We start from the raw sequence: 14,444 nt of genomic DNA, 5'->3' as shown, positions 1-14,444 counted from the left end.
TTAAGCGGCGCGCGCTTCGGCTTCGACCGCGTCGGCGAGCGCGCCGAGCGTCGCGAATTTGAAGGTCGGCGTCGTGACGGCTTCCGGAACCGGCGTCGCGCCGAAACCCTTCATGCCCTGACGGCGCTCGATCCAGCAGGTCGCGTAACCGAGCTTCGTCGCGATGCCGATGTCGTGATACTGGCTCTGCGCGGTGTGCAGGATTTCATCGAACTTGAAGCCGAACGCGGCCTGACGTCCGCGGTTATAGGCGAAGAATTGCGGGTCCGGCTTCGCGACGCCGGTTTCGTCGCAGCACACGGTGTCGTCGAACGGATCGCCGAGGGTGTGCGCGTACGCCGACAACGCGACGCGGTCCGCGTTCGTCATCGCGACGAGCCGGTAGTGTTTGCGCAGGCGCTTCAAGGCTTCCACCGAATCTTCGAACGCGGGCCATTCGAGCACGTCGCGCTGGAATGCGGCGGCGGATTGCGCGTCGTCGGGCAGGCCGAGTTCCTTCGCGAGATACAGATAGACGTTCGCCATCTCGTGACTCGAGCGCCCCGGATATTTCGCGCGTCCGCGCATATACGGCTCGAAGATCGGATCGTCGGTGAGGTCTTTCGCCGCCGCGCCGCCCAGGCGCCGCACGGACGCGAGCACGCCCTGTTCGAAGTTGATCAGCGTGCCGACGACATCGAACGTCAGGACCTTGAAATCGGTGAGCTTCATTGCATCATCCTTTGCGGGTTGTGAGGGTTGCGTGAATTGCGCAAGAGGTAAGCCCGGGCGGGCGCGAGAAGAATCAGGCGGGCACGACGATGGTGTCCTGCGGATCGAGCAACACCGTCATAGGCTCGCCCGGCGATGGAATGCGGCGTCGCGCGTCGTGATTGCCGGGTTGGCGCAAGCTGATCGACGTGCCGTCGGCGAGCGCGGCGAACACGCGCAAACTCTCGCCCTGATACAGCACTTCGGTCACGCGGCACGACAGCCGGTTGGCGCCTTCGGCAGAACCGCCGTCGATCACGAGCTTTTCGGTTTGCACGGCAAGCAGCAGACGCTCGCCGCGCGGCAACGGATGCGCGGTGCGCAGCAGCGCGTCGCCGAGCCGCACGGCGTCGTCGCCGGCGCGGCTCACGTCGAGCAGCGTCGCCTCGCCGATGAAGCTCGCGACGAACGCATCGCAAGGCCGGTCGTACAGACGCTCCGGCGTATCGATCTGCACGAGCTTGCCGTTCTTCAGCACCGCGACGCGGTCGCTCATGGTGAGCGCCTCGCGCTGATCGTGCGTCACGTAGACGATCGTCGCGCCGAGCTTGCGGTGCAAACGCCGCAGCTCGATCTGCATCGTCTCGCGCAATTGCTTGTCGAGCGCGGACAGCGGTTCGTCCATCAGGATGAGTTGCGGCTCGAACACCATCGCTCTGGCGAGCGCGACGCGCTGACGCTGGCCGCCCGAAAGCTGGCTGATGTTGCGCGCCTCGAAGCCGCTCAGTTCGACCATCGCGAGTGCGTCGGCTACTTTTTTCGCCCAGCCCGCTTTCGGCTCACGGCGCGCGCGCAGCGGGAATGCCACGTTCTCGCCGACCGTCATGTGCGGAAACAGCGCGTAGTTCTGGAACACGATGCCGATATTGCGTTTATGCGGCGGCGCAAATGTAATGTCATTCTCGCCGACCCAGACCGCGCCCGAACTCGGCTGAACAAAGCCGCCGAGGATGCCGAGCAGCGTCGTCTTGCCGGAGCCCGACGGCCCTAGCAGCGACACGAACTCGCCGGGCGCGATGTCGAGCGAAACGTCGTCCAGCGCGACCACCGGACCATAGCGCTTGCCTGCCGACCGGATCGAGACTCCTGTTTTCGCTCGTGCGTCCATTGCGTTTTTTCTCGCTAAAGGGGCTGCGTTAGGGAAAATATAGGTGGCAAACTTTTTGGCGGCAATTCCCAAATTGTTGGATCGGGCATAACATGAAGTCATGCCGAATCTACGCAAAAAATTGCCGAGCGCGAATGCGCTGTTCGTCTTCGAAGCCGCCGCGCGCTGCGGCAACTTCACGCGCGCCGCGCAGGAACTCTATGTGAGCCAACCCGCCGTGAGCCGCATGCTCGCGCGCATGGAAGACCACATCGGAGTGCGCCTTTTCGAGCGCGTACGCGGCGGCATCGAGTTGACGGAGAACGGGCGCATTCTCTATCGCAAGATCTCCGAAGGATTCAACGGCATAGAGAGCGCGATACGCGAGATCGAGGCGCGCGCCACGGGCGTCGAGTCGGTCACGCTGTCGGTGTCGACCGGCTTTACGACGCATTGGCTGATGCCGCGCATGAGTCGCCTGAACCAGGCGTTTCCGTCGATTGATCTGAGGTTTCAGCTCATTTCGGGGCGCATCGGCGGGCCGCTGGTCGACGTCGATCTCGGCATGCGCTTTCTGCACGCCGACGAAATCGACGACAACAGCGTGCTCGTCATGCCCGAAACGCTGATGCCCGTTTGCAACCCGCGCTACCAGGAAACGGCGCAAACGGAGGCGGGCCGCGAGCATGGCGATACGGTCATCGTGATGGACGACGAGGAGCGCGGCTGGCATCACCGCTTTGGCGCGTTCGAGCAGCATGGGCGGCGCGTTGCGGGCATGCTCAGCTTCAACGACTACGCGATCGTCGTGCAGGCCGCGCTGCTCGGCCAGGGCATCGCGCTTGGCTGGTTGAACGTGGTGTCGCACTGGCTATCGCAGCGCGCGCTGGTCCCCGCCGAGGAGCAGATCATCGTGACGAGTCGGCGCTGCTGCCTGGTGTCGCCGGCGAACCGGCCATTGCGGCCGATTGTTGCGGATGTCCGCGACTGGATCGTCGAGGAGATGCGTGCCGATTTGCGCACGTTGGAGAGTGCGTATCCGCAGTTGGGGTTGCGTGGGGCGTTGAAGGAGTGCGGCGTGACTATCGGCTGAGGGCCGCTCGTTCAAAGTCCCTGTTTCATCGTATTGAGCGTGGAGCCGAAAGACTGATGCGTGTTGACCGCATTGATGATATCCGCGAGGAACCACGGGAGAATCAATTGAGTATTGGGATCGGTCACGCCGACGCTTAGTACGGGCGGCTTCGGTTTGGACTTAGACGCGTGCTGATCGGTGCGCGCGGTGGGCGTGGTGGAGGTTGCGGCAGTGGGTGGAACCTGTCGCGCGTCTCGTTCAGCGGACGGCGGCCATGTCGATGAACAGCCGGCCGCGAAGATCGCAGTGATAGCCACAGTAGCGCTGACGTAAAACAGCTTCATGATGTGAACTCCCGCTATATTGCTTCGACAGAAACGGCAGGCGCGAAGTTCGTCGGAAGGCGTTGCAGCGCTCCGGGCCGGGCCTTTTCCGAACCAAGCCAGCATCTCGCGCAAGCCCTGCGCACGCGAACTCTGGTACGCTGCGCCCTTTGCAACAGCTTGCATTCGACTCGATGGAAACTCCTTTCAACGATCGCGGCGTGTCGGTCACCCGCAATGCGCTTTCATCCGCCGGCCAGGTTTTCCCGCTGCGCGACATCGTCAGCGTGAAGGTCGTCACCGTGCAGAAGAACAAGGTATTGCCCATTACGATTTCGGTCGTGGGGCTCGTCGGCGCAATTGTCGGCGGCGTGCTTCGCGCGCCGGTGGGAATCGTGTGCGGCGTGATGCTGGCGGTGGTCGGCTGGCTCACGTGGGCGACGCAGGATGTCACGCACCGTCTGATGGTGCAAACGGCCAATGGCGAACGCGAGGCGCTGTCGAGCGTCGATCGCGACTTCGTCGAGCGCGTCGGCGCGGCCGTGAACGAAGCCAAGGGCGCAGCCGCTTCGGCTTCCGCCACGCAGAAAGTTTGAGTAAGCCGATGTTGAGCCCGCGCTCGCGGGCTTGTTAAAGCGGCCGACAGCATAGGTAGATGTGCGCGTCGGCGTCACGCTAAACGCAAATCGCCGCGGCATCGAGCCGCGCTTCCCTTCACACATCTTTGCAAGTGCTCGCCGGTGCCCGGTTAGAGTCGCCGCTCCTGTTATCGCGCGTTCACTTTCGCAGGCCTCGCGATGCGTCGCTCTCTGTGCGTAGCAGCCGCATGCATCGCCTTCGCAAGGGACCGCCTTTTTGCGAGCGTGTCTAATGTCCCTGCTTACTGTCACTGGTTATGCCGCGCGCCGGCATCCGCATTTGCATCTTCGTCTGCATCGTCATTGGCGCCGCTTGACGGCCGCCGCGCTGTTCGCGACCGGCGCGCTCACCGCGCTCAGCGGCTGCTCGACCACTTTCCCGACGCCCACGCCGCCCGCTTCCAGCGTTTCGCTGATCAACGGCGGCAAGGACGGCGTGCTGATTCCGCTGCACGTCGAACGTGCCGATGAAGACCACGCGCGTCTCGGCCTGCCCGTTCAACTCGACGGCAAGCCGGTCTACGTCGCACTCGATACGGGCACGCAAGGCGTGCGTGTGCTGAAGTCGGTGCTGCCCGGTTCGGACTATCCGAGCGCCGCGCCGGCGAGCACACTGCTGCTCGCGAACGGCGCGCAAATTTCGGGCGCCACGGTGAAAGTGCCGATGAGCGTCGCGGGATCGAACGCGGTAAAGGTCGACGCACAGGCCGTGGACGCCGTCAGTTGCCAGGCCAACGCCAAACGCTGCGTCGCGATGGACGGCTACACCGGCGAGTTCGGCTGGGCCTTCTCCGGACTGTTCGGCGTGGGCGCCGCGCAACCGGACGACACCTGCTGCACGCAACCGCTGCGCGCGCTCGTCGGCCACATCGGCGAACGCTATGTGGTGCATGCCAGTTTCGCGAAACCATACTTGCTGCTGAGCCCGTCGAGCGCGATCACGAAGGACTACACGATGGTGCCGATGACGGTATCGAAGGACGGCGCGTTGCAGTGGCCGCGAGGCTGCGTCAATGTCGGCGACAAGACGACGTTTTGCGCGCCGCTGGTGTTTGCCACGGCAACCACTGGCATGATCCGCGTCGAAACCGATACGGCGCCGAACTGGACCGGCGACGACAGCCCTGGCAAGGTGCTCATTCAAGGCAACTACAACGCGGCGATTGGTTCGGGCAAGTGGGTGCATCGCTACGACGACGCGCAAGTCACCATCGTCAAGGCGCAACCGGGGGCAAACCGCATCGTGATCGGTCTGATGGGTATGCAGAACATCGACGTGCTGTTCGATTTTCCGCACGCTCAGTTGGGGCTTTATGCGCGGGAGACGGTTGAGAAGTTGACGCCTTGAGGGTGGTGTTTTAAGTAAAAAAAGGCCGTGCGTCGGTGGATGTGGTGGGTTGTTATTCACCGACGTGGTGCCAAGAGCTCATTCCCATGCGCCGGCAACGTAGCGCCGTACAGGAGCAACCTGCGGTGAATGATTTAGGTAAAAGCAATGAACACGGTTTCAAGACGAGCGAAAACGAAGAGTGGTTCGAGGTGCATTCGAGCGCTGTGACGAATACGAATCCCGGTTCGATGGTGTATGTGAATATCGATACAACTCCGATTTGCCCGAACATGACAGATAGAGAATTCCGTCAAACGATTCTCTCTCTAAGAGATGATGCCCTGGAAGCGATTCAACAACGGCGAAACGAGCTTGCCGTATGGAGCCCTTCCGCACAGGAGCGAGTACGAGCATGGTTTGGCTCGGCCGATGACGCCATACGCCAAAAGCTGATTACTGGATTGACTGCCCTTGCACGAGTGATGACCGGGCTGACTGCAACGAATTTCGTACGTCCAGATCCAGACAGAGACCGAGCGGTCGGTTGCACGCCCAATACAAAAAATCTCGGGGAGGTTGCGCACGTTTGCCGTCCGGATACGGCCACTCACACAATCGCTATCGATACGAACTTCTGCCAATTACCGCAGAAATCGGCCGGCAAGCTTTCGTCGATGCAACTGACACTAGTACACGAATGCACCCATTTCGTAGATACCTTCGGCACGCTTGATTATCCTAACGCTTATGGACGCACGGCTTGCACCTGGTTCGCCCGCGATCACTCCAATCTTGCGATAAACAACGCGGACAGTATTGCGTGGTACGTGTTGGCACACGACGAATAACGGTACACATATGAAATCCATCTTATATGCAGCAGGCTTCGCACTAGCGGTAGTGTCGTTGCAAGCGCAAGCTTGCAAGATCTTTCTCCAGGACAACATAGAATTTCCGCGCAACTCCGCCGCTGTCAGTAATATTGATCGTCTGGCATTGACTCGCCATTATTTAACCGCGAGGGAGTGGACGACAGAAGGCACGTCGGTGGAAGTCGAGGCGACAGCGTTTGACTCGGAAACGAATCCAAGAGAGCTTGCCGCGTCCAGGCGGAAAAACATCACAGCATTCCTGATGCAGTTGGGACTCAGCAAGGACGATATGTTCGTTAGCGAGCGAGTCATAAAACTCAATAAGGGAAGAATTGATCCAGACGATAAATGGCAGATTGGGGTTAATTTTGTTCCCAAGTGCCCACCGTCGGGCTGCGAGAACCTCTGCAACACCCCGAAACTTAAAGGCGTCGCAAGCTATGCGATTACGGCTAATACACCGGGACCAGCGCCGGGCAGCCTTAGCTTTACGTGTGGGGACAAACGCGAGCCTGCGAACGGCCGTATTCTCCGAAGCGAGTCGTGGATACCGCACACAGAAGAAAAGGAGCTTACGTTAGTAGGAGACGTTGGATTCGGCAAACGCGGGCCACTTGCGGGGATATGTTACCGCGTCACGACCAGCGCACGCGAATACATCGGAATGACGGACGAGCAAGGCCGCACCGCGCGTATGCAGTTACTGGGCCCGGAGTACACCACGATCGAAATGAAGGTTGACCCGGATCGGTATGGCGTGTCGGGCGGCTATTGATCCGCTAGCCCCGCTTCCGCGGGGCTTTAACAGCCGAACATGAATGTACTACATCCAGCCTTCGCTGCGATTGTGGTAGGTGCTCTGTGCATCGCCCAATCTTGTGCTTGCCATCAAGCGGGAGAAAGGGCCAGGTTTCACCGTTCGATCTAGCGATGCACCCGAAAAATCTCAATGACAACGCTAGCTCCGGCCATAGAATCGCTGACGCACCGTATAAGCCGCCCTTCGCCCGGCCTCCTTCTCTGCCGCACGCGCAACCCACAACCCGCGCCCAACCAACCCCCCCTCACCCCAAACTAAGCGGATTCACCCGCCATATCTCCCGAGCATACTCAGCGATCGTCCGATCCGACGAAAACTGCCCCATGCCCGCGACATTCTCAATCGCGCTTTCGGTCCACGCGCGCTTGTCGACGAAACGCGCGTCCACTTCGTTTTGCGCCTTCGCGAACGCCGCGAAATCGGCGAGCACCATGTAGTGATCGCCCCAATCCACCAGCGTGTGGAAAATATCCGAGAAGCGCAGCGGGTCATCGGGTGAGAAGTAGCCGCCGCGAATCTGGTCGAGCGCCATGCGCAATTCGGCGTTCTGCTCGTACACTTCGCGCGGACGGTAGCCGCTCGCGCGCAGATCGTCCACCTCGTCCGCGGTATGGCCGAAGATGAAAATATTCTCGCGGCCCACCGCGTCGCAGATTTCGATGTTCGCGCCGTCCATCGTGCCGATCGTCAATGCCCCGTTGAGCGCGAGCTTCATGTTGCCGGTGCCCGATGCTTCCGTGCCGGCCATCGAAATCTGCTCGGACAAATCGGCGGCCGGAATGATCAGTTCCGCCACGCTCACGCCGTAGTTCGGCACGAACACCACCTTGAGACGGTCGCCAATCAGCGGATCGTGATTGACCTTCTGACTCACATCGCCGATCAGTTTGATGATCGTCTTCGCCATCCGGTAAGCGGACGCAGCCTTGCCCGCGAACATCACCACGCGCGGCACCCAGTCGCGCTCCGGATTCGCGCGAATCTGGTTGTAGCGCACGATCACATGCAGCACGTTCAGCAATTGCCGCTTGTATTCGTGGATGCGCTTCACCTGCAAATCGAACAGCGCATCGGGATTGAAATGCAGCTTCGTATGATGCGCGAGCCGCTGCACGAGCCGCAACTTGTTCTGCCGCTTGGCCTCGCGAAATGCTTCGATGAACTCACTATCGCTACGCAGTTCGCGCAATTGCGCGAGTTCGAACAGATTGCCGCGCCAATGCGTGCCGATCTTCTGATCGATCAGCGACGACAGCGACGGACTCGCCTGCGATAACCAGCGCCGCGGCGTAATGCCGTTCGTCACATTCGTGAAGCGGTCCGGATAAATGCGCGCGAAGTCGGCGAAGATGTCGCGCGTCATCAGTTGCGAATGCAGCTTCGACACGCCATTCACCTTGTGGCTCGCGACAATCGCCAGATACGCCATGCGCACGCGCCGCTGTCCGTATTCATCGACAAGAGAAATGCGGCGGATCATCTCCGCGTCGTGACCCGACTGCTCGCTCACATGCTTGAGAAAACCGGCATTGATCTCGAAGATGATCTCGAGATGCCGCGGCAACAAACGCGACAGCATTTCGACGTCCCACGTTTCGAGCGCCTCGGGCATCAACGTGTGATTCGTGTACGAGAAAATTTGCGTGACGTGTTTCCACGCCTTGTCCCACGGCAGATGATGCACGTCCACGAGCAAGCGCATCAGTTCGGGAATCGCCAGCACCGGGTGCGTATCGTTCAGATGCACCGCGACCTTTTCGGAAAAGCGCCCGAACGTGCTGTGCGTGCGCTGATAGCGGCGGATCAGATCCTGCATGGTCGCCGAAACGAAGAAGTACTCCTGCCGCAAACGCAGTTCGCGGCCGGCCGGCGTGGAGTCGTCCGGATACAGCAGCCGCGATACGTTCTCCGACATGTTCTTCGTGTCCACCGCATTGCGATAGTCGCCGCGGTTGAACGCGCCGAGGTCGAGCTCGTCGGTGGCGCGCGCGGACCACAGGCGCAGCGTGTTGGTGGCGTCGGTCGCGTAGCCTGGAATCACCGTGTCGTAAGCAGTGGCGTTCACATGCTCGGTGTCGATCCATTCGACCTGATCGCCGCGTTGCACGGTGCGTCCGCCGAAATGCACGGTGTACTTGATCTCGGGTCGCGGAAATTCCCACGGATTGCCTGCGCGCAGCCAGTAGTCCGGCGCCTCGACCTGCTCGCCATCGACGATCTCCTGACGGAACATCCCGTATTCATAACGGATGCCGTAACCGAAGCCCGGAATACCGAGCGTGGCCATCGAATCGAGAAAGCATGCGGCCAGCCGGCCGAGGCCGCCGTTGCCGAGCGCGGCGTCGGGCTCGATGTCGGTCAGCGCGTCCATGTCGACGCCGAGACTCGCGAGCGCTTCCTTCATCTGATCGTGGATGCCGAGCGCGAGCAACGCATTCGTGAAGGTCCGGCCGATCAGGAATTCCATCGACAGGTAGTAAACGCGCTTCACGTCCTGTTCGTATTGCAGGCGCGTGGTTTTCATCCAGCGCGCGACGAGCCGGTCGCGCACGGCAAGCGCCGCGGCATGCAGCCAGTCATGCGGATGCGCGGTGACGGCGTCCTTGCCGACGCCGTACATCATGCGATTGGAAATTGAGCGCCGTAGCGCGTCGACGGTACTGTTGAGCTGGTCGAATTCCAGATCGACGGCTGTCATCGAAGCCTCCGGTAAAAGCGCTGCGACATGCGCGAACCGCACAGATGACGGACGGGAGGCGCGTGCCGGTCAGGCGGGTTAAGAATCAGAGTAGGACATTTTACGACTCCCGGATGCCGGCGAGCGCGGGTGCGGGTCACGCACATGCCATGCCCGCCTGCGCGCGCGGCTATCTGTCGGAACGCCCGCTTTGACGCACGCGCGCGGTGCAACGCGCGCGCTGTTGGGCACTGCGCGCGTGCATCGGGCTGTTATCGACGGTGATGTCAAAGTGTGAAGGCGGGCAACGCGAGCGTGACATCATGCGACGTGGATCGCGTGACACTTGCGATTATTTTTTTGACGCGGGCACGAGGGCACGAGCACGCGAGGATCCGAAGTGGCAATGTGATCGAATCGCGGCTTCATCTGCCAGGCGATGTAACTGTCAAGCGATCGAGCGCATCAACATTCTTCGCCGTGCGTAACGCGTGAGCGCCGGCGCCCACCGATTCGAAGACGCCCGACGGGGCTGACAGTTAGTTGCGTCTGCACTGGATTTCATACGGCTTACGACCCATGCGCGGCTCTGCACGATTTCCGCGTCTCTGTAACAATCGCTACATTCGCCGCGCGGTGCCTTGGTCCCGTTTGGTCGTTCCTCCGGCCGGCCCGCGCTCCTGCTGTTCACCTGGTCTTGCCCCTCGCGCGCCGCATCGCCGATATGCGGCGCGTCGACGTGCCTATCTCCGACGAGCAACCCGTGTCCGATAGACTCAGCGCCGCATCCGCACCGCCCTTTCCCGCGGATGCCCCCATGTCCGCCGCCAACCGCCGCGCGATGGCCGCGATCATGCTCGCCGTCGCGCTCGCCACGCTCGACACCGCGATCGCCAACACGGCGCTGCCCGCGATCGCCGCGGATCTGCACGCGGCGCCCGCGGCATCGGTGTGGATCATCAACGCATACCAGCTCGCGATGGTCGCGACGCTGCTGCCGCTCGCCGCGCTTGGGGACATCGTCGGGCATCGGCGGATTTATATCGGCGGCATTGCGCTGTTCACGCTGGCTTCGCTCGCATGTTCGCTGGCGCCGACCCTGCCCATGCTCGCCGGCGCGCGCGTGCTGCAAGGCCTCGGCGCGAGCGCGATCATGAGCGTGAACACCGCGCTGATCCGCTTCCTGTATCCGCCGCATCGGCTCGGACGCGGCCTCGGCACCAATGCGCTGATCGTCGGCGTATCGTTCGCGGTCGGCCCGACGGTGGCGTCGCTGATTCTCTCGGTTGCCTCGTGGCCGTGGCTGTTCGCGGTCAACGTGCCGCTCGGCGTGCTCGCGCTGGCTTTCGCGTGGCCCGCGCTGCCGCACACTGAGCGCGGCACGCACGGTTTCGATCCGGTCGCCGCGCTACTGAACGTCATCACGTTCGCCGCCCTGATCTTCGCGCTCGGCGAAGGCGCGCAGCGCGCGTCGACGCAACTCGTGCTGGGCGCCGCGGTGATCGCACTCGTCTTCGGCGCGCTGCTGATTCGCCGCGAAGCCGGCCACCCCGCGCCGATGCTTCCCGTCGATCTGTTCAAGCGGCCGGTGTTCGCGCTGTCGGCGGTGACGGCGGTCTGTTCGTTCGCCGCGCAAGGGCTCGCGTTCGTGTCGCTGCCGTTTTATTTCGAGGATGTGCTGCATCGCAGCCAGGTGGAAACCGGCTTTCTGATGACGCCGTGGCCGGTTGTCGTCGCGTTGGCCGCGCCGCTTGCGGGCAGTCTGTCGGATCGCTATCCGCCCGGCCTGCTGGGCGCGATCGGGCTCGCGGTGATGTCGGCGGGCATGGCGTCGCTCGCGCTGTTGCCGGTGCACCCGCATGTGTTCGATATCGGCATCCGCATGGCGATTTGCGGCGCGGGTTTCGGCTTTTTTCAATCGCCGAATCTGAAAGCGCTGATGGCGAGCGCGCCACCCGAGCGCAGCGGCGGCGCGAGCGGCATCGTCGCGACCGCGCGGCTGCTCGGGCAGACCACGGGCGCGGCGCTAGTCGCGTTGAGCTTCAGCGTGGCGGGCCGGCATGGCCCGACGCTCGCGCTCGGCGCCGGCGCTTTTTTTGCCGGCGCGGCGAGCCTCGCGAGCGGTTTGCGGCTTCTGGCGCCGTCGCATCGCGCGGGCGTGCATGTGAAAACGTCGGCGAAATAGAAACGGGCGCGCGGCAGGCGTTCAGCCTATGCGCGCCCCGGCACAATCAACGCGCGGCGAAATAGTCCTTCACCGCCGCGATAAACGTGTCGATGTCGGCGCGCGACACGTCCTTGTGCGTGACGAAGCGCGATGCGTAGAGCATCTGCGTGAGGATGCCGCGCTCCTTGAGCCACGCTTCGAGCGGCGCGCAATGCTGCTGCGGCAACTGCGCGAACACCATGTTGGTCGCCACCGACTGGACCTTCACCTGACCAATCGTTTCGAGCCCCGCTGCCAGATGCGCGGCGTTCGCGTGGTCGTCGGCGAGACGCTCGACGTTGTGATCGAGCGCGTACAGGCAGGCCGCCGCGAGCACGCCGGCCTGACGCATGCCGCCGCCGAGCACCTTGCGCCAGCGGTGCGCGACGTCAATGAGCGCGCGGCTGCCGACCAGCACCGAGCCGACCGGCGCGCCCAGTCCCTTCGAAAAACAGATCGACACCGAATCGAACGGCTCGCACAAAGCCGCGACCGGCTTGCCCGACGCAACCGCCGCGTTGAACACGCGCGCGCCGTCGAGATGAGCCGACAAACCATGTTGGCGCGCGAGCTGAACGGCTTGCGCGACATAGGTCTCCGGCAGCACCTTTCCGCCGATCGTGTTTTCCAGCGCCAGCAACCGGGTACGCGCGAAGTGGTTATCGATCGGCTTGATCGCGGCGGCGATTTTCTCGAGCGGAATCGAGCCGTCAGGGGCATTTTCGAGCGGCTGCGGCTGGATGCTGCCGAGCACCGCCGCGCCGCCGCCCTCGTATTTGTACGTGTGCGCCAACTGGCCGACGATGTATTCGTCGCCGCGCGCGCAATGCGCCATCAACGCCGCGAGGTTGCTTTGCGTGCCGCTCGGGAAGAACAGGCCCGCTTCCTTGCCAGTGCGTTCGGCGAGTGTGGCTTGCAGACGCAGCACGGTGGGGTCGTCGCCCCAGACGTCGTCGCCTGTTTCGGCGGCCGACATGGCCGCGAGCATCGCCGGAGTCGGACGGGTTACGGTATCGCTGCGCAGATCGATCATTGTGTGTCCCAGTGCGTCTTTCGAGTGAGAAGCCATGACGGGCGGCCGGCGCCGCTCGTATTGCTCATGCTGCTCGCCGTGGCGAGAAGCACGGATCGGGCGCCGGCTTGTGAGCCACACAGTGTATTCAATTTGCACGGCGCTCGCAGAGCCGCGTGAGCGCGAGCGCGCGCCGCCGCAGGTCAGCCCGGCCCGGGCTTGCTCAGCCGCCCGGCTTCGGCAGCCAAGCGAGCGGATCGACCGGCTGCCCGTTCTGGCGGACCTCGAACTGGACGGAGCCGACGCCGCGGCCGTCCACCCCGACTTCGCCGATGGTCTGCCCTTGCGCGACCGCATCGCCTTCCTTCACGAGCAGCGTGCTGTTCTGCCCATACGCGGTGATCAGCGAGTCGTCATGCTTGATGATGATGAGCGGGCCATACGCCTCGATGCCCGAACCCGCATAAACCACGCGGCCGGTGGCGGCCGCCTTGACCGGATCGCCGGGACGTCCGCCGATCACGATGCCGTTCGACTTGCCCGGCGCAAACGTCTTCAGAACCGGGCCGCGCAGCGGCCATTGCAGCACGCCTTGCTGCGGTCCGGCGGAGGCAGTCGCACCCGGCGCCGTCTGGCCGCCTGGACCCGCACCCGCACCCGCATTCGGCGCGACGCTCGCGGGCGGCGCGACGACGCTGCCGGAGGCCATCGGCGGAGCGACGCGCAGCACCTGTCCGGGCGCGACAGCCGCGTTCACCGGCAGGCCGTTCCAGGTCGCGAGGTCCTGCGGCCTATGCCCGTATGCGGATGCGATGCCGGCGAGCGTATCGCCCTGATTGACGCGGTAGAAACCGGCCGGCACGGGCACCGTGCTGAGCGTGGTCGGTCGCGCCTGGTTGTTGCCGTAGAACGGCGTGCTGTCCCACGGCATGCTCGTGCAGCCGTTGAGTATCACGGCCAGCCCGGCGGCCGCCAGCAGACGGGTCGCGACCGATGAAGTCCCCGTCGATTGCCTTGGTCTCGTCATGATTTTCCTCGACATTTTTTGATTCAATCTTGTGATTCGATCGACTTCAATCGATGCCTCTAGCATTCCGCGTGCCGCTGATCCCGCGGCACTCAAACGCTGCCCTCGGCCTCGACCACGAGAATCCGCGCGGCGCCAAGCGGATGCGCGACATGCTCGGTGCCGACCGATGCGTAGAACACATCGCCCGTTTCCAGAATCGCCGCCTGTTCGACGCCATCTTCGCGATAGCGCATCTCGACGCGGCCGTCCAGCACGGCGAACACCTCCTCGCCGTCGTTGACGTGCCACTTGTACGGCTGATCGGTCCAATGCAAACGCGTGGTGATGCCGCCCATATTGGCGATGTCGAGCGCGCCCCAGGCGCGCGTCGCGGTGAAGCTCCTGCTGCGAATGATCTTCATGGTCCCAAGGGCACGGGTTAAAGGACGGCGCGGATTCAGCCGCTGTTCAGCCGCGGTTCGATGTTCGAGCCCGACGCGGCAGCCGCCCGAGCCGCTGTGAGCCACTGCCAGCGCCGCGATTTCGAACGGCCATTATAAGTCGCGTCGCGCACGCGTCTCGCCGATACCGCGCCCCGTTCGGCGCAATCGTGTGAGCATTGAAACCTTTGGACCCTCATCTATA

The 14,444-nt window shown here is 63.0% G+C and carries 13 protein-coding genes; 6 read left to right on the top strand and 7 right to left on the bottom strand.

Annotated elements, in window-relative coordinates; translation table 11 throughout:
- Complete coding sequence (locus CUJ91_RS19760) at positions 1-711, bottom strand: HAD-IA family hydrolase (protein ID WP_114156917.1); 711 nt, start codon at positions 709-711, stop codon at positions 1-3.
- A 73-nt stretch (positions 712-784) separates the two neighbouring features.
- Entirely contained in the window at positions 785-1,858 is a 1,074-nt protein-coding gene (locus CUJ91_RS19755; RefSeq protein ID WP_029966427.1) for an ABC transporter ATP-binding protein, read from the bottom strand.
- 100 nt (positions 1,859-1,958) lie between these two features.
- On the opposite strand from CUJ91_RS19755, the gene CUJ91_RS19750 reads away from it, so the two are divergent.
- The gene (locus CUJ91_RS19750; RefSeq protein ID WP_029966428.1) at positions 1,959-2,930 is read left to right on the top strand and encodes a LysR family transcriptional regulator; all 972 of its coding nucleotides are present in this window, start codon (positions 1,959-1,961) and stop codon (positions 2,928-2,930) included.
- Positions 2,931-2,941: 11 nt separating this feature from the next.
- Here the strand turns inward: CUJ91_RS19750 and CUJ91_RS19745 are convergent, their stop codons facing one another.
- Positions 2,942-3,256, bottom strand: coding sequence for a hypothetical protein (locus tag CUJ91_RS19745; RefSeq protein ID WP_114156916.1), 315 nt, complete (start codon positions 3,254-3,256; stop codon positions 2,942-2,944).
- 173 nt (positions 3,257-3,429) lie between these two features.
- Here CUJ91_RS19745 and CUJ91_RS19740 point away from each other — a divergent pair, with 173 nt between their 5' ends.
- From CUJ91_RS19740 to CUJ91_RS19725, 4 genes are all read left to right on the top strand, one after another.
- Complete coding sequence (locus tag CUJ91_RS19740; RefSeq protein WP_006049230.1) at positions 3,430-3,831, top strand: DUF6232 family protein; 402 nt, start codon at positions 3,430-3,432, stop codon at positions 3,829-3,831.
- A 274-nt stretch (positions 3,832-4,105) separates the two neighbouring features.
- A complete protein-coding gene (locus tag CUJ91_RS19735; protein WP_114156915.1) occupies positions 4,106-5,221 on the top strand; it encodes a hypothetical protein in 1,116 nt (371 codons plus the stop codon).
- A 125-nt stretch (positions 5,222-5,346) separates the two neighbouring features.
- A complete protein-coding gene (locus CUJ91_RS19730; RefSeq protein WP_114158001.1) occupies positions 5,347-6,051 on the top strand; it encodes a M35 family metalloendopeptidase in 705 nt (234 codons plus the stop codon).
- A 10-nt stretch (positions 6,052-6,061) separates the two neighbouring features.
- Complete coding sequence (locus CUJ91_RS19725; RefSeq protein ID WP_114156914.1) at positions 6,062-6,850, top strand: hypothetical protein; 789 nt, start codon at positions 6,062-6,064, stop codon at positions 6,848-6,850.
- Positions 6,851-7,139: 289 nt separating this feature from the next.
- Here CUJ91_RS19725 and CUJ91_RS19720 read toward each other — a convergent pair whose 3' ends face one another.
- Positions 7,140-9,593, bottom strand: a complete 2,454-nt coding sequence (locus tag CUJ91_RS19720) for a glycogen/starch/alpha-glucan phosphorylase (RefSeq protein ID WP_029966441.1) — start codon at positions 9,591-9,593, stop codon at positions 7,140-7,142.
- A 796-nt stretch (positions 9,594-10,389) separates the two neighbouring features.
- Between CUJ91_RS19720 and CUJ91_RS19715 the strand changes: the two genes are divergently transcribed.
- Positions 10,390-11,757, top strand: coding sequence for an MFS transporter (locus tag CUJ91_RS19715; RefSeq protein WP_029966445.1), 1,368 nt, complete (start codon positions 10,390-10,392; stop codon positions 11,755-11,757).
- Between the two features lie 46 nt (positions 11,758-11,803).
- Here the strand turns inward: CUJ91_RS19715 and ltaE are convergent, their stop codons facing one another.
- From ltaE to CUJ91_RS19700, 3 genes are all read right to left on the bottom strand, one after another.
- Positions 11,804-12,811, bottom strand: a complete 1,008-nt coding sequence (ltaE, locus tag CUJ91_RS19710) for a low-specificity L-threonine aldolase (protein ID WP_114156913.1) — start codon at positions 12,809-12,811, stop codon at positions 11,804-11,806.
- 202 nt (positions 12,812-13,013) lie between these two features.
- Complete coding sequence (locus CUJ91_RS19705) at positions 13,014-13,817, bottom strand: peptidoglycan DD-metalloendopeptidase family protein (protein WP_114158000.1); 804 nt, start codon at positions 13,815-13,817, stop codon at positions 13,014-13,016.
- 92 nt (positions 13,818-13,909) lie between these two features.
- On the bottom strand, positions 13,910-14,221 hold the full coding sequence (locus tag CUJ91_RS19700) for a cupin domain-containing protein (RefSeq protein WP_053859540.1): 312 nt from the start codon (positions 14,219-14,221) through the stop codon (positions 13,910-13,912).
- Positions 14,222-14,444: the final 223 nt, after the last annotated feature.

The organism is Paraburkholderia graminis, assembly GCF_003330785.1.
In the GTDB taxonomy this organism is placed as follows: domain Bacteria; phylum Pseudomonadota; class Gammaproteobacteria; order Burkholderiales; family Burkholderiaceae; genus Paraburkholderia; species Paraburkholderia graminis.
The sequence above is the reverse complement of the archived record's forward strand: the minus strand, read 5'-3'. Positions and strand labels throughout refer to the sequence as shown.